17 protein-coding genes are annotated in these 18,946 nt (G+C 51.0%); 3 read left to right on the forward strand and 14 right to left on the reverse strand.

Features of this window, described 5'->3' with window-relative positions:
- Positions 1–49: 49 nt before the first annotated feature.
- From GOV45_RS21815 to GOV45_RS21835, 5 genes are all read right to left on the reverse strand, one after another.
- Positions 50–538, reverse strand: a complete 489-nt coding sequence (locus GOV45_RS21815; protein WP_170482180.1) for a putative molybdenum carrier protein — start codon at positions 536–538, stop codon at positions 50–52.
- Between the two features lie 202 nt (positions 539–740).
- A complete protein-coding gene (locus GOV45_RS21820) occupies positions 741–2,918 on the reverse strand; it encodes a xanthine dehydrogenase family protein molybdopterin-binding subunit (RefSeq protein WP_170482183.1) in 2,178 nt (725 codons plus the stop codon).
- A gap of 5 nt (positions 2,919–2,923) precedes the next feature.
- Complete coding sequence (locus GOV45_RS21825; RefSeq protein WP_170482186.1) at positions 2,924–3,388, reverse strand: (2Fe-2S)-binding protein; 465 nt, start codon at positions 3,386–3,388, stop codon at positions 2,924–2,926.
- A gap of 30 nt (positions 3,389–3,418) precedes the next feature.
- Positions 3,419–4,261, reverse strand: a complete 843-nt coding sequence (locus GOV45_RS21830; RefSeq protein ID WP_170482189.1) for an SDR family NAD(P)-dependent oxidoreductase — start codon at positions 4,259–4,261, stop codon at positions 3,419–3,421.
- A 22-nt stretch (positions 4,262–4,283) separates the two neighbouring features.
- A complete protein-coding gene (locus tag GOV45_RS21835) occupies positions 4,284–5,096 on the reverse strand; it encodes an SDR family oxidoreductase (RefSeq protein ID WP_170482192.1) in 813 nt (270 codons plus the stop codon).
- 160 nt (positions 5,097–5,256) lie between these two features.
- On the opposite strand from GOV45_RS21835, the gene GOV45_RS21840 reads away from it, so the two are divergent.
- Positions 5,257–6,150, forward strand: coding sequence for an AraC family transcriptional regulator (locus tag GOV45_RS21840; protein ID WP_170482195.1), 894 nt, complete (start codon positions 5,257–5,259; stop codon positions 6,148–6,150).
- Between the two features lie 341 nt (positions 6,151–6,491).
- Positions 6,492–7,694: an acetate/propionate family kinase gene (locus GOV45_RS21845; protein ID WP_170482198.1), complete on the forward strand. Its 1,203-nt coding sequence runs from the start codon at positions 6,492–6,494 to the stop codon at positions 7,692–7,694.
- 26 nt (positions 7,695–7,720) lie between these two features.
- Here GOV45_RS21845 and tcuB read toward each other — a convergent pair whose 3' ends face one another.
- The 9 genes from tcuB to GOV45_RS21885 all read right to left on the reverse strand — a co-directional run bounded on the left by tcuB (position 7,721) and on the right by GOV45_RS21885 (position 17,468).
- Positions 7,721–8,788, reverse strand: a complete 1,068-nt coding sequence (gene tcuB / locus GOV45_RS21850; protein WP_170482201.1) for a tricarballylate utilization 4Fe-4S protein TcuB — start codon at positions 8,786–8,788, stop codon at positions 7,721–7,723.
- Positions 8,778–10,187, reverse strand: a complete 1,410-nt coding sequence (gene tcuA / locus GOV45_RS21855) for an FAD-dependent tricarballylate dehydrogenase TcuA (protein ID WP_170482204.1) — start codon at positions 10,185–10,187, stop codon at positions 8,778–8,780. Before tcuA ends, tcuB begins: the two co-directional genes overlap by 11 nt.
- Positions 10,187–10,864, reverse strand: coding sequence for a GntR family transcriptional regulator (locus tag GOV45_RS23680; RefSeq protein WP_170482207.1), 678 nt, complete (start codon positions 10,862–10,864; stop codon positions 10,187–10,189). The genes tcuA and GOV45_RS23680 overlap by 1 nt, the downstream gene beginning before the upstream one ends.
- A gap of 207 nt (positions 10,865–11,071) precedes the next feature.
- Positions 11,072–11,866, reverse strand: coding sequence for an SDR family oxidoreductase (locus GOV45_RS21865; RefSeq protein WP_170482211.1), 795 nt, complete (start codon positions 11,864–11,866; stop codon positions 11,072–11,074).
- 6 nt (positions 11,867–11,872) lie between these two features.
- The gene (locus GOV45_RS21870) at positions 11,873–13,450 is read right to left on the reverse strand and encodes a GMC oxidoreductase (protein WP_170482214.1); all 1,578 of its coding nucleotides are present in this window, start codon (positions 13,448–13,450) and stop codon (positions 11,873–11,875) included.
- Between the two features lie 102 nt (positions 13,451–13,552).
- Entirely contained in the window at positions 13,553–14,926 is a 1,374-nt protein-coding gene (locus tag GOV45_RS21875; RefSeq protein WP_170482217.1) for an SGNH/GDSL hydrolase family protein, read from the reverse strand.
- Between the two features lie 61 nt (positions 14,927–14,987).
- The gene (locus GOV45_RS21880) at positions 14,988–16,832 is read right to left on the reverse strand and encodes a carbamoyltransferase family protein (RefSeq protein ID WP_170482219.1); all 1,845 of its coding nucleotides are present in this window, start codon (positions 16,830–16,832) and stop codon (positions 14,988–14,990) included.
- A gap of 1 nt (position 16,833) precedes the next feature.
- Positions 16,834–16,983 (reverse strand): DUF5989 family protein, encoded by a 150-nt coding sequence (locus GOV45_RS23400; protein WP_170604441.1) that lies wholly within the window; start codon positions 16,981–16,983, stop codon positions 16,834–16,836.
- A gap of 35 nt (positions 16,984–17,018) precedes the next feature.
- The gene (locus tag GOV45_RS21885; protein WP_170482221.1) at positions 17,019–17,468 is read right to left on the reverse strand and encodes an SxtJ family membrane protein; all 450 of its coding nucleotides are present in this window, start codon (positions 17,466–17,468) and stop codon (positions 17,019–17,021) included.
- Positions 17,469–17,949: 481 nt separating this feature from the next.
- Between GOV45_RS21885 and GOV45_RS21890 the strand changes: the two genes are divergently transcribed.
- Positions 17,950–18,909, forward strand: a complete 960-nt coding sequence (locus tag GOV45_RS21890; RefSeq protein ID WP_170482224.1) for a hypothetical protein — start codon at positions 17,950–17,952, stop codon at positions 18,907–18,909.
- The last annotated feature ends 37 nt before the right edge of the window (positions 18,910–18,946 follow it).

The raw sequence follows: 18,946 nt of genomic DNA on the forward strand, positions 1-18,946 counted from the left end.
TGAATTATTGCATGATCCGTCAGTTCAATAACCGCTGTTTCTCCAAACACTACAAGTCTTTACCTCTTAACGGAAAAACCTTATCGGGTGTTAGGCATTGACCTAAGATATACTTTACCAACTTGCCAATCTGGGGGGCTTCTGATTTTCGAGGACCTGCGATATTCAAAACCGACACGGGCGTGGACAACAACCAACTTCGTATAGCCCGCGCACATTTCTCCTCGCCATCTCTGACATCAACTACCAAGTGCGACTTTCCCAACTCTCGTGCGAAAACGATAGTTTTATCAGTTCCTGGACTGGCTGATCCATCTATGAATACAAGGGTTGCGTCACTGGTTGCCACATTTAGCCGGGTCCTTTCGATCACATCGTCTGTATCCGTCTCCTTCAGCCCAGGGATGTAGCCGGGAATTTTTCCAGCCTCATTTGTCCGGCCATTTGGAACCCAGCCTTCGCACGGAATTGAGTGCTCAACGGCGAATTCCAACGCGGACATGTCAACACCGGTTTGTCCACCAGACACGATTTTCACAGGGGATCACCCAAAACCAAATGCGGTACGAATTGTTACAGTAAATTTAATCGTTCGCACGCCCGAGAGCAAACGCTAGAACCAGATCGCGGTATGTAAAAGTAATCCCGGTTTTCCAACGCTTAACTGTAGATTGGAAGAAGGTCACCCTCGGCGAGCTGAAGCCCGCCCGCGGCGACTTCGCGCCACGAGCGGGAAAAGATTAGGCGAATGCGACTCCATTTTCATTCATTGGCAGTTCGGACACGCGCAAATCCAGCTGAGCGATGGCATTGGCCAGCGCCGGGGCAGAAGGCGGTGTACCCGGTTCACCGATACCCGTCGGGGCCTCTGTTGACGAGATGATATGCGTTTCGATCGACTTGATGTCTGAAATGCGAAGCGGTTCGTAGTCAGGAAAATTAGACTGCTCAACCGAGCCTTGGTCCAAGGTTATCTGATCGCGCATTGCATGTCCGATGCCATAGCCAATGCCACCCTCGACCTGGGCTTTGATCACGTCCGGGTTGACTGCAATACCGCAATCAACCGCGGCAGTTACTTTTTCAATCTGAATTCCATCGTCCAGATTGCCGGATATTTCGACGACTTCGGCCACGTAGGAACCGAATGACTTATGAACAGCTATGCCTTGGACATTGCCATCGGCGGGCTTACCCCAATTTCCTTTCTCGGCCGCAAGTCTTAGCACCGCGGCTTTGCGTTGCTGATCCTTTCCGCTTGCAAGATAGGCCAATCGGAATACCACAGGATCAATGCCAGCGGCTTTGGCTGCCATATCCATCATAACCTCCATTACATATCCGGTGTGTGTATGCCCGACCGAGCGCCACCAAAGAACCGAGGTGGCTTTTTCCGTATCCGTCAGGCCGATTGCCATACTGGGAATGATATAAGGATTTTCCGTTACTCCCTCGACAGTCGAATGGTCGACTCCGTCCCGAACGGCGAACGCCTCGAACGCGGTACCTTTCATGATGGATTGACCTGCAACTTGGTGCTCCCAGCCGACAATTTTTCCGTCAGCGTCCATTCCGACGCGGACTTTGTGACCGACGGCGGGTCGGTAATACCCGCCTCGGATGTCGTCTTCGCGGTCCCAGACCAGTTTAACTGGGCGCGACCGGTCCGTCATTGAAAAGGCCAAAGCCGCCTCGACTTGGTAATCGGCGTCCGGAGTTGCACGACGCCCGAAAGAGCCGCCAGCCAGCATAGTCTTGATATGAATCTTTTCACCTGGAAGGCCGAAAATCTGCTGGTAGGCCATGTGTGGACCGGTTGGCATCTGTGCGCCGTCATGCAAAACGATGTCGCCATCAGCAGTTTGTTCGATCGTGCAATTTAATGGTTCCATCGGGGCGTGGGCCAACAACGGAAAATAGAATGTCTTTTCAACGATGGTCGCAGCCCCTTCAACCGCTGCTGTAACAGCGGATTGATCGGCTTTGTTCACGTTGTAAACAGGTGCATTGTCCAACGCAGCCAAGATCTCATCCCGGATTTCTTGCGAGGACCGCGTCTCCGCCGCAGACATGTCCCAGTCAACATTCAGCGCTTCGCGGGCTTGCATCGCGGCCCATGTATTTTCTGCGTACACGGCAACACCGTGCTTCGTAGGCAGGGTTTGGGCCATTGTGAAACCCTTAACGTCCTTTGAGCCGGTGTCATCGAAGCCAATGACTTTTCCACCTTGCTGTGGCGTACGTTTGACCATGACAACCATCTGATTTTCCAATTGCACGTCCATGGCGAATTTCGCTGTGCCGTTTACCTTGATCGGGCTGTCTTTTCGGCGTGTCGCCTCGTTGCCAATAATTTTCCATTCGGACGGATCGCGCAGACGTGGGCTTTCCGATGGTGCCAGAGCGCTTGCGGCGGCCACAAATTCTCCTAACGGCGCTGAGTTGGACGACCCGCTGATCACTCCGCCCTGAATATCCAGTGCCGTGGTTTCGACGCCCCAAGCTTCCGCGGCGGCTCTGATCAATACTTCGCGTGCACCGGCACCAGCTGTTCGGTATTGTACCCAAGAGTTTGAAACGGCCGTAGAGCCGCCAGTTCCCTGAAATGGTCCAAAAAGTGTATTGTTGTAGACGTTGGGATCTGAAGGTGCGAACTCGTAATCGATCTGATCCATTCTGACCCCCAGCTCTTCGGCGATCAATGAGGTAAGACCTGTAGCTGGTCCCTGACCTTTTTCGAAGTGTTTGACAATCGCAACGACGTTGCCGTTGCTGTCGATCTTTACGAAAGGATTCAACATCGCATCAGACGAGCTGGATGCGGCCATTGCGCCATTGGCATTTGTGCCGACATAAAGAACGGCACCTGCGGCAGCGGCTGTCTTGAGGAACCCTCGGCGTGAAAGTTTGGTGTTCATGGCTATCAGGCCTCCAGAATTTCGGATGCGCGCAAAACCCCGGCGCGGATTCGTTGGTAAGTCGCGCACCGGCAGGCATTGCCATACATGTACTCATCGACTTCTTCTGCCGTGGGCTTGGCGTTTTCGCGCAAAAGTCCAACTGCGTTCATGATCTGACCTGACTGGCAATATCCACATTGAACAACATCCAGTTCTATCCATGCCTGCTGAACTGCGGCCCCGATTTTGTCCTGATCCATTACCTCGATCGTCGTGATTTCCGCGTCTTCAACGTCTTCAATGTAGGTCTGGCACGATCGCACGGGCTCACCATTCAGGTGAACAGTGCAAGCGCCACATGATGCGACGCCACATCCGAATTTGGTTCCCGTCAGTTTTAACTCGTCCCGGATTACCCACAGCAGTGGTGTGCCGGGCTCCGCCTCGACGGAATGTGATTGACCATTTAATTTAAGCGTTAATGCCATGGCTTTTGGGGCCTCCCTATTGGCTGTTGCTTATTCAAACTTCTCGAATTTAGCGAAGGCATCTGCATAATCCGGATGCCATCGGGACAGGGCAGGGCGGTTTTCGATAATGTCACCCAATGCCCAGGTTACCCGGCGCTTGTCGCGTTCAGGCGGCACGTCATTGTCAGGGCAGAGGATATAAAAATCCCCTTTCGACATGCTCGTAATCAGGTGGTCGACAGTTTGTTCCGATGTCCACGCGGCAGCGGGTTTGTCGGGGATATGGCGCGCAATCATTCCGGTATATGTAAAGCCCGGAACGAAGAGATGGGCCGAGATTGGTGCTTTTTCCTGACGTAGATCGTGCGCAAGCATCTCGGTCAGAACTTTGACACCTGCTTTTGAAACATTGTAGGCGGGGTTGCCTGGTGGGGTGGTGATCCCCTGTTTTGAGCCGGTGTTGATGACAACGGCGGGGCGATCTGCGGCGATCATGCGCGGTAAAAAGGCTTGAACACCGTTGATCACCCCAAAAAGGTTCACTTCAATGATGTCGCGCCAGGCGTCAGGTTTTTCCCAACTGCCGCTAGGACGTGCTATCCCAGCATTGTTCATAAGCACGGCCACTTCACCGGCCGTGAATGTTGCATCGGCCAAGGCCTGCACCGCCTCGGCATCGCTTACATCGGTAGGAACAGTAAAAACCTGAGCGTTGTTCTGCAAATGGCGACGAATTTGCTCTTTTGCCTCATCCAACGTTTCACCTGGCAAGTCGGCTAGCATGACACTGAGCCCTGCTTGGGCAAAGCGTTCAGCAGCGGCAAGCCCGACTCCGCTTGCTCCACCTGTTACAACTGCAATGCCGCCTTGTTCTATCGATTCAAAATACATTTCCGTGCCTCCCGATCTGAATCTAGAGCCCCAGGTTCTGCTTCAAGGTTCCGATGAAAGTCGCGTCGTCCTGAGTTTTTCGAGTGTCCAGCAATTCCTCTGCGTCCTGTCCAGCGCGGTATCGCAGTTGAGAACTGCCGTCAGTCACGGCGTCCCAGATAACCTCTGCCACGACAATGGGTTCAGATGCGGATTGTGCTTGAGACCAAGCACCGAACAGCGCTTGTACAACAGGTTGATATTCCGTCATGGTCTCGTCGTTCACCATATCGAACGAACGGCCGCCGAAATCAGTTTTGATCATTCCGGGTTCGACGATCTTGACCTTTATTCCCGCAGCTTCAAGTTCGAAATGCAGCGCCTCTGAAATTCCTTCGACGGCGAATTTTGTTCCATGGTAAAGCGTTCCCAGCGGAAAAGTCATCTGTCCGCCAATCGAGGAAATATTAACGATCGTCCCAGTGCCCTGTCGACGCATATGCGGCAAAACTGCCTTGGTCGTTTCTAAAAGGCCGATCACATTTGTGTCGAATTGTCGGCGAATGCGGTCCATGGGAAACGCTTCCAACGGACCATATGCGCCGTAACCTGCATTATTGAGTAAAACGTCAATTTTTTCGAAAGCTTCAAGGCCCGCAGATACAGCGGATTGAATCGAAACTGGATCTGTTACATCCAAGCGGGTTACCATAACGTTATTCATGCCAACCAGGTCTTGCTCTTTTTCAGGGCTGCGCATTGTGGCAATCACGTTCCACCCTTTTGAGGCGAACAACCTTGCTGTCTCTTTTCCGATGCCTGAAGAAGCGCCTGTGATCATTATTGTCTGCGACATGAGATAAATCCTGATTGAGCTATGAAACAAAACTAGTGTCATTGCCCACAAGGTCGCTGCCTTATCCTCCAAATGATCTGCCTAATTCTCCGACCATTTGGTGTTTGCTGTTCACGAAATGCCTATTGCGCCTATATTTCTAAGGAACAGGAGGCCTGCCATGGTATCGAAAAATCTGGTCTACGATGTTTTTGACCTTGTGAAAGCCAAGGGCGCGCTGGGCGTAGGCTGTGAAACTGGCGTGGACGGCTTTTACGCCTTTGGCAGCCTTGAGACTACGGAATGTGCTGCCGGTTTTTATGAACCGATTATGTGCTTGGTCCTGCAAGGCGCTAAAGAGGCCTACATCGGTGGACGCGTCGTGCGATATGCCGCAGGCGATACTTTGATTGTCAGCCACGCGGTGCCTGTCGACGCAGCAATAATTCAAGCCAGCCCTGACGAGCCTTACACAGCGCTTGCACTGAAATTGGATTTGGCGCTGGCGCGCAGTCTTTACGACGAGATTGGAGAAGTCATTGAGAACGAAAGCGACGCTCGTACGCTGGATGCAGACGTTTCGGAAGAAGCGGTAGTGGATGCCGTTGCACGACTGTTCCGCTTGGCTCAGGATCCAGTCGAGGCACGGGCGTTGGCACCATTGGTTCTGAAAGAGATTCACTTCCGTCTGTTGCGCGCACGTCATGGAGCGATGCTGCGAAAACTTTTGCGGCATGAAAGCCCGGCGAGCAGGATTTCGAAAACCATCGCGTTCATTCGTGACAATTACAAAGCCACCATCCCGGTGGGTGACTTGGCAGCCGAGTCAGGTATGAGCCTGTCCGCGTTTCATGAACACTTCAAAAGCGTCACGTCGACATCCCCGCTTCAATACCAAAAAGAACTTAGATTGCTTGAAGCACGCCGTCTGCTTTTGTCTGGACATGTATCGGTCGCATCCGCTGCATACGACGTTGGATACGAAAGCCCCACTCAATTCAGCAGAGAGTTTTCTCGCAAATTTGGATTGTCTCCCAGCGAGCAAAAATCAGGAGCGACCCTGCTGGCTGGATAAAACCGAGTTTGGCAGCGACCTTGTCGTGTCTAAACGCAAATGGCTACAGATCGCTTTAGCGTTGAACGATATTGAAAAATCCGGCAACCGTGCTTTCCATCGCGCGGTATGTCGCATGTATGACATCTTAAACTGCTGCTCTGGTTATAAATATGTTTGATATGCAGGCATATGGAGAGTTCGCGTACCATGTCTGATAAGAAACCTAAATTTGCCACTTTTTTCAGGTGCCAGCCAAGCGGTTTGGTAGAGTGCAATGATCGAGCAAACAAGTTTTCGAACCACATTAAGACTTGCTCCGGCGCAATCCTGCGTCGCACACATATTACCGGAGTCAATTCATGACCCATGTTTTGACCTTGAATGCGGGGTCCTCGTCGCTGAAATTCGGCTTGTTTGCTTTAGGGGCAAGTGATCCTTCAGCAGTCAGCACCGGGTTGGTAGAAGAGATTGGAAGCGATTGCGCGCGCATTCATGCGAGTTCTGGCGACGGTGAAGTAATCACGGACAATCGGCCAGAGCCGATTCAGGATGACGCAGTGGCCCTTGATCGGGTGCTTGCGCTACTAGGTCATCATTACCCAGATGTGCGAATCTCGGCAGTAGGTCACCGAATTGTACACGGCGGCCAAGATATAGTTTCACCACAGCCGTTGAGCGAGGAGGTATTAAAGAAGCTTGAACGGTTATCACCGCTTGCACCTTTGCACCAACCGCAAAACTTGTTGGTTGCACGGATTGCGATGGCGCGGTTTCCGAAGGCGCTGCAAATAGCATGTTTTGACACCGCATTTCATCGTCATCACCCTTGGGTAAATGATGTCTTTGCCTTACCAAGAGAATACTACGACAAAGGCGTGCGCCGGTACGGTTTTCACGGGCTGAGTTATGAATACATCTCTGACCATCTACGAAGAACTGCACCATTATTTCATGCTGGCCGGGTCATCGTAGCGCATCTGGGAAACGGCGCGTCAATGTGTGCAATGGTCAGTGGCAGATCCGTTGGGTCGACGATGGGATTTTCGGCCCTTGATGGGCTGCCAATGGGTACACGTTGCGGACAGCTAGATCCAGGAGTCTTACTTTACCTGATGGAACAAGAGGGTATGAGCGCCAGCGAAATAGCGGACCTACTTTATAAACATTCGGGTCTGTTGGGTTTGTCCGGCCTGTCCCACGATATGCGCACACTTGAAAAGGCCGACACCCCTGAAACCCGACAAGCAATTAGTTATTTCACCTTTCGTATTCGCCGCGAGTTAGGCGCATTGGCGGCGGTTCTTGGCGGATTGGATACTGTGGTATTTACGGGTGGAATTGGCGAAAACTCTCGTCTTATCCGAGACCGGGTATGCGGTGACATGGGGTGGCTGGGCATCGAGCTGGATCACGATGCGAATGCCGACAACAACCGCATCATCTCGACCGATTTGTCGCGGGTTTCGGTCATGGTTATCCCAACCAACGAGGAGCTAGTCATTGCCCGCGCAGCGGCACTGCATCTGGCATCGGAAGCTACTAAGGTTCATGACAGATCGTAGGGCTAAGCGACCTGATGAAGCCTAATTCATGACAGCCTCTTTCTCTGCGCGTCTCTGATCAAGGCTGCGAGACGATAGAAACCGTGCGCCATCTTGGTATAGGGCGTCAACAGAAAGAAGGTCAGGACAGATCCCAGATGGATGGCCAGCAATGCCGGCATAAAAGAGGTCGAGCCAAGAGCATAAAGGACAAGTCCGCTCAAACCTACAAACCCAAGTAGCAGGATAAAACCGAATTCGCCTCCCCACGCCGAAGGGTCGCCCAGTTCGCGGTCGGACTTTTGCTTCAGAAACGCCATCGCCCCACAACCCACGGTCAGCAATAACCCACCGGAAATCCCGAATAATTTAGGCAATGACCAGAACCCATAGGGTGCGTGCATTCCCAAACCGTAATGCATAATTGTCGCCACCGAAGTCGACGCAAAACACAACAGGAAACCGTACATGATGGATTGGTGAATGTGACGACGCGCCTGGCTAAATCGGTCTTCGTCCTCGAAATTGCAGCCGTCACCATGACCAGCGGCGAGATCTTGCATCTGACCAACGCGTTTCAAAGCAGCCGTCACGTCAGAAAATTGGATGGGTTTTCCACTGACCTCGGTCCAATACCGCTTAAGGCTTAGGCCAACGCTGATCAATGGAAGAAGGAATGCAGGAGCAAAAATCGCCACCATCGCGTTATGGGAAAGAACGGCATAAAAGCCGTCCCCACCGCTAGATCCAATTGCACGAGCTGCCCAGAACAAAAGGGCAAATCCGACTACCAGCGCAATTGCGATGGCCCCTCCATCAGTGTGAAAACGACGCGCCAGTGGTTGCGGCCAAGCAAAACTTTCCCAACTGTCGCGTCGCACCTCAGCAAGTGCTTTTGGCAAGTTCAGATCGAATTCATGCGGGGCGGTATACTGACACGCATAATAACAGCCCCGGCAGTTGTGACAAAGATTTGCAAGCTGAGTTATGTCGCCATTCGAAAATGCCCGTTCCGAATGAAGGGACGGAAATACCGAGCAATAACCCTCGCAATAGCGGCACGCATTGCAGATTTCAGCCTGACGGCGGGCTTCTTGAATTAATTCAGTTTGCATAAGCAGCGGCCTCACGTCCTGCAATCCGTCCAAAAACGGTTCCAATTGTCATCCCGAACCCTGCAAGATACCCTTGGCCTAAGATCGATCCCGCCATGGTTTCTCCGGCCGCCCATAGGTTTTGGATTTTTCCCGAGGATGTCGAACACTGTGCGTTGTCGTTCACTTTCAACCCCAAATAGGTGAAAGTTACGCCTGTACGTAAGGTATAACCGTAGTAAGGCGGCTTGGAGATCGGTCTCGCCCAGTTGGTTTTGGGCGGCGTCAGGCCTGAGGTACTGACACCGTCCAATTCGGTTGGATGAAACCCGCTTGTATCGCCGCAGGAGGCATTGAATTCGGTGACTGTTGCGATCAGCTTGTCGGCCGGCAGACCCATCAAGTTTGCTAGGTCTTCAAGCGAATCCGCCTTCAATGGTGGAAAGACTGACGGCATGAACAAGTTCAGCGATTTTGCGTCGATGATCACGTATCCCACCTGGTCTGGTTGGGCCGCCACCAGCCGACCCCATATGGCATAACGTTTGGGCCAGACATCCTCGCCTTCGTCGTAGAATCTTTCGGCATTCTTGTTCACGACGATTGAAAACGGCACACAGTCCAAACGCGTGACGATGCCACCGTCGAACTTTGGCGCGCGGCCGTCGATTGCAACGGCATGGCATTGTGTGGGATCTCCTACGGTTTCGACGCCTTGATCCAGCAGGTCGGCCAACACTACACCTCGGTTATAAGGCGTCCCCCGGATCAAAAAATTCTTTGCAGGCTCACCCCACGCCCGGGTTAACCAGTCAGTGTCGGCCTGAAACCCGCCTGAGGCAACGATTACTGCCTTTGGTGCGATCCGGTGGGATTGTCCTTTGTAAGTGTAGCCCACCCATTCAACTCGATCATCGTTCAGTTCCAAATGCGTGACGGCGGCTTCATACAGCACCTCGACGCCCAATCTCTCAGCCGTTCGGTAATATGCGTTAACCAGTGATTTCCCACCGCCCATGAAAAAGGCATTGGTTCGTGCCAATGACAGAGTGCCGGACAGCGACGGCTGGAAACGCACCCCATGTTGTTCCATCCAAGGCAGGCATTCCTCAGAGGAGCGGATTGCCATTCGTGCCAGATTTTCGTCGGTTTTACCGCCAGTAACCTTCATAAGATCGGACAAGTATTCTTCTTCGCTGTATTCTTCGATCAGTGGTCCCAAAGGTCCGGTATGCTTGCAACGAAAGTTTCTGGTGTGCCGGGAGTTTCCTCCGCGATAGGGTTTGGGCGCGGTTTCGAGTATCAGAACCTTAGCGCCTGCTTCAGCCGCTGTAATGGCAGCGCAAAGCGCTGCGTTGCCGCCCCCTATGACCGCGATGTCGTGTGTCGCCGTTTGATTGGCCGTATCCGTTGTTTTCATCAATCTTGTTCCGCGTTGCGATTGCGTTTTTGCAAAGCGCGAATCCTGATACGTTGTGCTGTCTGGATGTGGGCGCGCATTTCCGCCTCGGCTGCCGCGCCGTCCCGTTCCAACAGTGCTGACATTACCCGCCGATGTTCGGTTACAGCTTCTTCGGCGCGTTCGCTGTCCAGCAGTTGCGAGGGCCCAAGGATCAACAGCGCTTTTTGTAAGGACAGCATTGACTTGGACAAGAACCGGTTTTTGGCTGCATCCAGAAGCGTGTCGTGGAAAACTCGGTTGATACGAGTGGCTTCCGGACCTGTTCCTGCCTGGGCCAATTGTTCGTTCAAATGCGCAAGCTCGCTCATCTCAACTTCTGACGCTGCCCGGGCAGCGAGCCGCGCAGCGGTACCTTCAAGCACTGCGCGCATTTCATACAATTCCATTACTTCGGCATATTCGAGCTTGCGGACCGTCGCGCCCAGCCTTGGAATGTGGGAAACGAGCCCATCTGCCTCAAGATTTCGGATCGCTTCGCGAACGGGGGTCCTGCTCACGCCTATCCGATTGGATAGTTCAACTTCTCGCAATCGGTCACCCGGCAGAAGAGCGCCGTTTCGAATCTCATCCAGTAACCGCTGATAGGCGGAACTGCCCTGCGGGCCTGAAGAGAGCGAGTCATCTTGATTGGTCACCGATAATAATCCTTAATGCATCCAATTGCATACACATGCATGCAAAATTTGTCAACAAGCCCAAACCCGTTGGTTTTCAGGCACATTTAAAGGCAAGATTGACCAACTCAAAAGCCGCGAACTTACGGTAGTTACGGGCTTTCGCTACAGTAGATTTGCCGGGAGGCAACTTCCTTGACCGGGGTCACCTGAGCGCCGGGGTCGACATCAGTCCAGAAATACGGGCACGTGTTTTGGTCTCAAACCAAGCGCCTCGGCCACGCGCCGTTTCAGGCTGCGCTGCGGCGCGATATCTTGGTTCATATCGAACACGAGACCGTTCAATTCGGGGTTTCGCAGCAAGGCGAGTTCAACTCCCCAGACTGCAGCCTGCTTGGGGTCAAGGCCCTCGGGTCTGCCCATTTTTGTATCTAGCATTCCCGGGACCCAGTCATTTATTATTATGTTTGGAAATCGCTTACCGACGTCTGCGACCAATGCGGCAGAAAACAATCTGAGTGCACCTTTCGAAACGCTGTAACCGGTACTTCCCGGCAAAGGGGCCTGATCAGCAAAGCTGCCGACGTTTATAATTCTGCCCTTTCCATTCCTGATCATGCGCTGCAAGGCAAGATGAGTATATGAAACGGCACCGCCAAAATTCGTCTTTATTTCCCTCTCAAAAAAGTCCAGCGACGCAGTCGCAAAATCATAGCGATCATAGACACTTGCGTTGTTGATTAGGATTAGATGGCTGAATTCAAGTTGATCTAGTTGATGAAACACGCGTTCTGCCGCAACTTGGTCCGACACGTCTGCAGCAATGGAGATAATATTTTCTGGGTGCTTACATGTTTCTTTAGTGCCAAGAATCGAGTCATTGAGTCTTGCTACACCGACAGCACGAATGCCACGCTCGGCAAACTGGTGACACAGCGCGCGCCCAAGGCCCGAGCCGGCTCCTGTCACAATCGCAAGCGTATCATCAAATTTTGCGGCCATTGGGTCTCCTTGATCTGTCATCAGCAATCAGGTGGAAAACAAAGCGTTTTCAATTATATGATCTCCGACCCGTAACGCATTTGCCGCAATAGTTAGACTTGGGTTCACACCATTCGAGGTTGGCATAAAGGACGAGTCCACGCAAAACAGGTTATGCAGATCATGCGCCCTGCAATTTCTATCCAACACGCTTGCGCCTGCGTCGTCTCCAAACCGGGCAGTACCGCAGGCATGCGCATGATTGATTTGAGGAAGTCTGTTCAGGTGCAAGCGCCGCCGCCGCGGAAGCGCCTCATTGATCATTTTGGTGAAAACTGCGCGCCGAGACAGAAGCTCATCTGAGACGTTATAAACGACTTTTATCTGATCGGTTCTTTCCCCGCCATTTGCGACGTGATTTTCCGTATTTGGAAAATCTTCGAGTATGCCGACATATAATTCCGCGTTTCCCAAAACCTTTGCGGCAATCGTCGATACGAAGTGCGTGGAGTGGTGTTTGAAGGTCTGCTTAAGAGAACTTCCTTTTTCAACCGATTGAGAAAGAAAATGCGAAATTGTGCGATAGTCTGCAGATACGCCCAAGGCTTGAAAAACGCCTAGTCGGAATTGGCCCGAAGTGTAAAAGTCCTTCATAGAGAATGTTTTACTGTATTCTGATCCATCATGGTGCAACCCGGACCAAACCGCAAAAAATTCATTCAAATGAAACATCAAATTTTGGCCGAGCAGACCAGACCCGTTCGCGCATCCATTTGGCCAATATTCGCTAATTGATCTTTGGAGGATGCGCGGCGAGTTCAATGCTCCGGCGGAAAGAATGAAAACCTTGGCATTCAAAAGAAATGTCTTGCCTTTGCAACGGACTTCAAGCTGATCGATTGCGTCCGTCGTTCCGTGGAACCTAACAGCCTCGCACCAATCTAAAAGTTCGGCGTTTCCGGTCGCAAGAGCTGGATCAACCCCCGCAGTGCGCCCATCCATCTTGCAACCGCGCGGACACTTTCGCCCAAAACACATCTTGCAGTTATCCAGGAACTTTGCCCCCGTTGGGCTTCGATAAGGGTTCAGGCCATAAGTTTGGAAAAACTGTCTTAGTTTCTTTTGATATTCGGTGTCCTGCTTTGGCGGAGCAATTGCATTTTTGCCTGACGGTTCTACAGGGTTTCTTTCCCCCACGACATGATACAGATGTTCTGCTTCCGCAAAGTACCGATCAAATTCCGCGTATTTCACGGGCCATCCCCCAGTCGGGTGAGGCCGAGAATCGGTTTCGTCAATGTCTTCCGGAGCCGGCCTTTCCAACGTGGAAGCATAAAAAGACGATGTACCGCCTACACCGGCGCCAATCCCAAAGTCCACAGAGGTTGTCTCACCGTTTGATGTAATTGACGCGTCGCTGGGCCATATCCCGTGCAGCATACGCGAATACTCGTCACCAACCGGGTAACCGTCTTGCTCTTCGGTACTCGGTCCGTACGGGCCATATTCAACAAACAAAACTTTTGCGCCGGCTTCGGCAAGTCTTCGACCAATCGTACCGCCACCGATTCCTGTGCCTATTACGATGGCATCCCATGTCTTGGAAAGGATTTCTTCAATGCTCATCTTTTTTTTCTAGGCCAATACTCGTTTACTGGATTTCTGGGTTTCATTATGCGCCTCGAATAGGTGTATTCTTTGGACGCAAGAAGGTTGTGGTTAAGGGGTTCAATTCATCATGCGTATGATTTCATTTGCTACTGCTTCTGCGGACTTAGCCTGTCCCTTCGCGTTCCAGTGATCGTCTCCTCCTTTAAGAAACAAGTCGTTCACATCGCCACCTTTCAAGACGGGATATAGATTCAAGACCTCTTGATCATGGTCGACTACCGAAGCTTGCAGCAGGTTCGTCAGGTTTTTCGGATTGTAAGTTGGATACTTTTCCTTGTTGATCTGCCCAGATGAATGGGCACCATCCAGCAGATCCATCGGATGTGGAATAACAACGAATAGTAAAGGTACGTTCGCATTCGCAGCTACAGTAGATATCTCGCCTATGATCGCGTCCATCAGTCTGATCTTCAAGTCAGCCGATGCTGAGTTCGGGGAAACGGCAATATCCGTTGAATAGGGGTCGACAGCGAATTCTCCAACGATTTTCTCACCGGCAACAAAGCTTTTGTATTCTTCCTGATGCCTGGCCATAGCCCAGTCAATCCACGCCTCGGGGTCGAATTGTTCGGGTGTCGTTCCGCTGTTTCGTAGCGCTTTCAAGGTACGTCGAAGCACCCTGACAATCGCCAGTTCGCTTTCGTTTAACTGCCCCTCCCTTGCTTGTTCGGCGCTCAGAAAAAACTCGCGCTCAACAAGACTGCCGTCACCGTCCAGATCGTACATACGGTTGCGCAGTAAATCCCCAAAATCGTTCCCCGAGAAAATTGAAACAACCACAAAATCCGGACTGTACTGATCCAGTTCTGTTTGCATTCGCCGCAAAATCTGATCTGGGCCATAGCCCGAGATACCCGCGTTTATAACTTCTGAGTCAACTGCCAGCTTTTCGGTCAGATCTTTCTGCAATACAGATGTAAACCGCTCGTCGAACGGAGTGTAATTCGCATGAATAAACGAGTCACCGTAAACCAAAACACGGAACTCAGCTGGTGGATCGCGCAGCTCTGGGCCTACGAAACCGTCAGTGTTTACCTGATAGAGAACGGTCGCGCCTCCAAATTCTTGCGGATGGGTCAACACACCAGATGAGCCTGGCTTTAGTTGAAAAAGCAACCTGTCGTCATATTGGTAACTAGTAAAATAGTTTGGTCGGAACATCACCTGAAGTAAAATTTCCACGGCAACAAGCGATAGAATGGTTGCCACAAAGACAGAAAAATAAGTCGAGGCTGCGCGAGTAGGTAAAAACGCTGCGGCCATCGTGATCAGACCTGCAATCAATACTACGCTTTGGAAAAGACCAAACCCAGCTCCTCCACCTATGCTGGGGTGATCCGACAAAGCCCATATACACAGCCCTAAACCACTGATCAGGCAGGCGGATCGTACGATCAAATTACCGTGCTTGGTGGGTTTATTTTTTGCCATTATTAACCTCGGCCTTTAGACGTGCCAAAAGGCTGGACCTTATCGCGAGGCTCGTTGTCATTTAGTCCAGTTCGTATTTTTGTTTGTAATCTTCTGCCAACTTTGGATCCTGCTCCTCTTTCATTAGAACAGAGTTCCCCACTACCAGATACTCGATATCGGTTCCCATGAAGCAACGAAATGCATCCTCTGGCGTACAAACAATCGGTTCTCCTCGCACATTGAAAGACGTATTCACGACTATTGGGCAACCCGTACGTTGTTTGAAAGCAGAAATGAGTTGGTGGTATCTAGGGTTCGTGTCCTCATGAACCGTTTGAATGCGAGCCGAATAGTCAACATGGGTAATGGCCGGAATATCTGACCGTTTTACATTTAGTTTTTCTATTCCAAACAACTCATTTTCTTCTGCAGTCATTTCCCGGCGATGTTCCGGTTTCACTGTGTCAACCATAAGCATGTAAGGACTGTCTTCGTCAAAGTCGAACCACTCGGATACATCTTCTCTTAGGACAGATGGCGCAAATGGCCTGAAGCTTTCGCGATACTTTACCTTAAGGTTTAGGGTACGCTGCATCGTTTCTGAACGAGGGTCACCCAAAATGGAACGCCCGCCCAAGGCGCGTGGACCAAATTCCATCCTACCATTGAACCAGCCGACTGCTTTGCCGTCTTCCAAGGCATCAACCGTTTTTGAAATTACTTCATCTTCCGATAAGGTGCTGAATACGGCTCCTGCCTCGCTCAGGCGTTTTTCGATATCTGCCTGTTCGAACACCGGGCCAAGGTAAGATCCCTTCATTCGGTCTTTTCCGGGTTGCGCGGCCTTTCGGGGGTTACCCAATTCACCATGCCACGCTGCGTAAGCCGCACCCACCGAACCTCCGGCGTCACCAGCCGCAGGTTGAATCCAGATGTTTTGGAATGACTGGTCACGCAGAACTTTACCATTCGCCACACAATTCAACGCGACCCCGCCGGCCATGCAGAGATTTGGTATATCGTATTCCTTTGCCAAGCTGCGCGTCAGCCTTAGCACGATCTCTTCCGTGACAGCTTGCACAGACGCTGCAATGTCCATGTGAAACTGCTCGAGCCGGTCGGTTTCAGGTTTGCGGACCGGCGCTCCAAAAAGATCACTGAACTTGTCATTGGTCATCGTAAGTCCAGTGGAATAGTTGAAATAAGACTGGTCAAGGCGATACGAGCCGTCTTCTTTCAGGTCGACTAATTTATCAAGAATTAGGTTTTTAAAGCGAGGTTCACCGTACGGTGCCAGCCCCATGACTTTGTATTCGCCGCTGTTGACTTTGAACCCGGTGTAATAAGTGAATGCAGAATACAACAGGCCGAGTGAATGTGGAAAGTGGATTTCTTTCAGGATTTCCAGGTTTTCGCCCTTGCCGATCGCAACAGTTGTCGTCGCCCACTCTCCAACCCCATCCAGGGTTAGAACGACCGCCTCATCAAATGGTGATGGATAATATGCACTGGCTGCGTGGCTATAGTGATGTTCAGCAAACAGAAGATTTTCTGGTTTGATCGTCCCTTGGCCAAGCTTTTTGAGCTCTTTAAGTAGCAAGCTTTTTTGAAAAAGCTTTTCCCGAAGCCAAACAGGCATGGCAATTCGGAAAGAACCAAAACCTTTGGGCGCGTTTGCTACGTACGTCTCAAGAAGGCGTTCAAATTTCAAAAATGGTTTATCGTAGAACGCGACATGGTCCACATCCGATAGCTGCAGCCCAGCCTCTTGCAAGACATAAGAAATTGCGTTCTCTGGAAATCGCGCATCATGTTTTTTTCGAGTAAAACGCTCTTCTTGCGCTGCGGCGACAAGCTCACCATCAATCAGCAACGCGGCCGCGCTGTCATGATAGTACGAAGAAATACCAAGGATCGCGGTCATACTAAAACAATGTGTATATGAAAGGCGCGACGGCCGAGCCTTGGGTCAGAACGATCAGGCCCCCAAAGATAACCATGACTACAAGAATGGGCAGAAGCCAGAATTTCTTTCTGACTCTCATAAAGGTCCAAAGTTCACTAAAAAAAGACATGTAGATTTTCCTGTACAGAACTATTCAAGTGTCGTTTAGAATTGTTGCCGCATCGTCGACTGGTTGCTTTTTTCCGGATCTAAATCGATCCAGTAGGTATCAGCGTCGTGGTCGATTTTTTGACCGATTGGATCCGAATTAAACAATCGTCTGATTAATCCAATTGGTGTGACAGTCGTAAAAAAGATTAGGCCCATGACAATCGGCGAAATGATACTGTTCAATAGCATCCCGAACTTAAACCACAGGCGATTCAGCGGTCGCAGTATTTCAGGACGAACAATACCAGCTACGAGAAAGCCCGCTGCGACTAACAAAGACCAAATTCTTACGTCACCGCCAAAAAACACCGGGAACAAGGCTATGATTAAGAAAACGGTAGCAAACACCCAGGCGAAAGAACGTTCGGATCCCATTTGGACTTCGGTCTTACCGTCCAGGTCCAGCCCGCCGGGTTTTGATTTCGCATTCTCAGATCTGAACATGATTCGACAACTCTTACACTCACCAATCGGGTCGGAAGTTACCTGAACCCAGACTGATTAAAAACGCAGAATCGGAAAATTCCAAAAATTCGCGATTATGAGTAGCTATAGGCGAAATCTTAGGGACAATAGGTGGAATGAGCGAACATTGTCCAAAGGTGGGTAACGGGACCATTCTTTTCAAATTTTGGTCTGAGAAAAGTTGTTACGGCAGAATGAAGCCAAAAAACTAAAACGGTATTTAGGGACCCAGAAAATACGTTTCTCCGAAATTTCCCCTTTTGTGTTAAGAAAGTTGTGTTCCACATCTCCTGTGCCGTCTGTCGCGCCAGGATTTCACTGATGCGCTGTCTGAAACCCGAAAACAGCATCTAAATCGCTGCTGTTCTGCTTTTCGGTCACCACGGGCGGTGCGTTGCATTGACTTAATGGACGTAATTGTCAACTTCAGAGACAGGTTCGTAATAGGTAAAAAAACATTATGCAGCGGTTTTCCCTTAAATTTTTGGTTGTAACTGCGTTTGTACTGGCGTCCGGCACGGGTGTTGTGCAGGCGCAATCTGGCGACAATCTGGCAATTGCCGGGCATATCAACTCACTATGGAATCATGCACTTCATAGTACCAGTAAGCGTACCTCTGTTTCATCCTGGCTCGATACGATGCAGGCTGCGAATGGGCACCGTTATGCTGAACGCATGGAATTTGGGTTCTTTGACAGTTTTGCAGCGCCACCAAATGCGTCGTCCACAGGGAATGTTAATGGCGGGTCTGGCATTAGCGCGTTGGGCTCCGAGGGATGGTCCAAAATCCAATATGGATTTAACGGCACTGCGCGCGGTGGCGACATTGTGTTTTCGTCTGACAATTTCGGCATGGGGGTAGTTTCACCGCCGCGTATGAAAATACGACCAAGCAACGACGGAAACCTGACGCCGCAGAGAACAAGCTACATCGAAGCCGCTTCGGACTTGATTGCCGGATATGAGGCCAACGTCAAAGCCCCCAAGCGTTACTGGATTTTCTCAGGCTTGCCTGGCTTCGACGAATATTCATATGGGACTTGGCCATCTAATACGAATATCGAACCTTGGAAGGTTCACGTGCGAGGGGATTGGACGGATTGGCAGACCGAATTTGTCGAAGGTCTCAGAACCGCAAATCCTGGATATGAAATTGGGCTGATTAATGCCGCCGAGGTTTTTGTTGATACCTGGGAAAACGTCGTTCCAGATATGACACATACAGATTGGTTTGAAGACTTGGCGCCACATGGTCATCCGGACACTTATGCTGTTCTTGCTGCAATTGTATACTCGACGTTTTTTCAGGCGGAAGCCCCGGATATTTCCAAGGTCTTGGGAAGAGCATCGGTTGATCCAAGAGTTGTTCAGAATTGGACTAAGATTACTGATTATGTAAACCGCGCGGTTAACGGCTAGTGTGTGTCCGTCTGATGCCCCAGCCAAATAGAGTTTC

The organism is Ruegeria arenilitoris (assembly GCF_013035425.1).
GTDB lineage: Bacteria > Pseudomonadota > Alphaproteobacteria > Rhodobacterales > Rhodobacteraceae > Ruegeria > Ruegeria arenilitoris_A.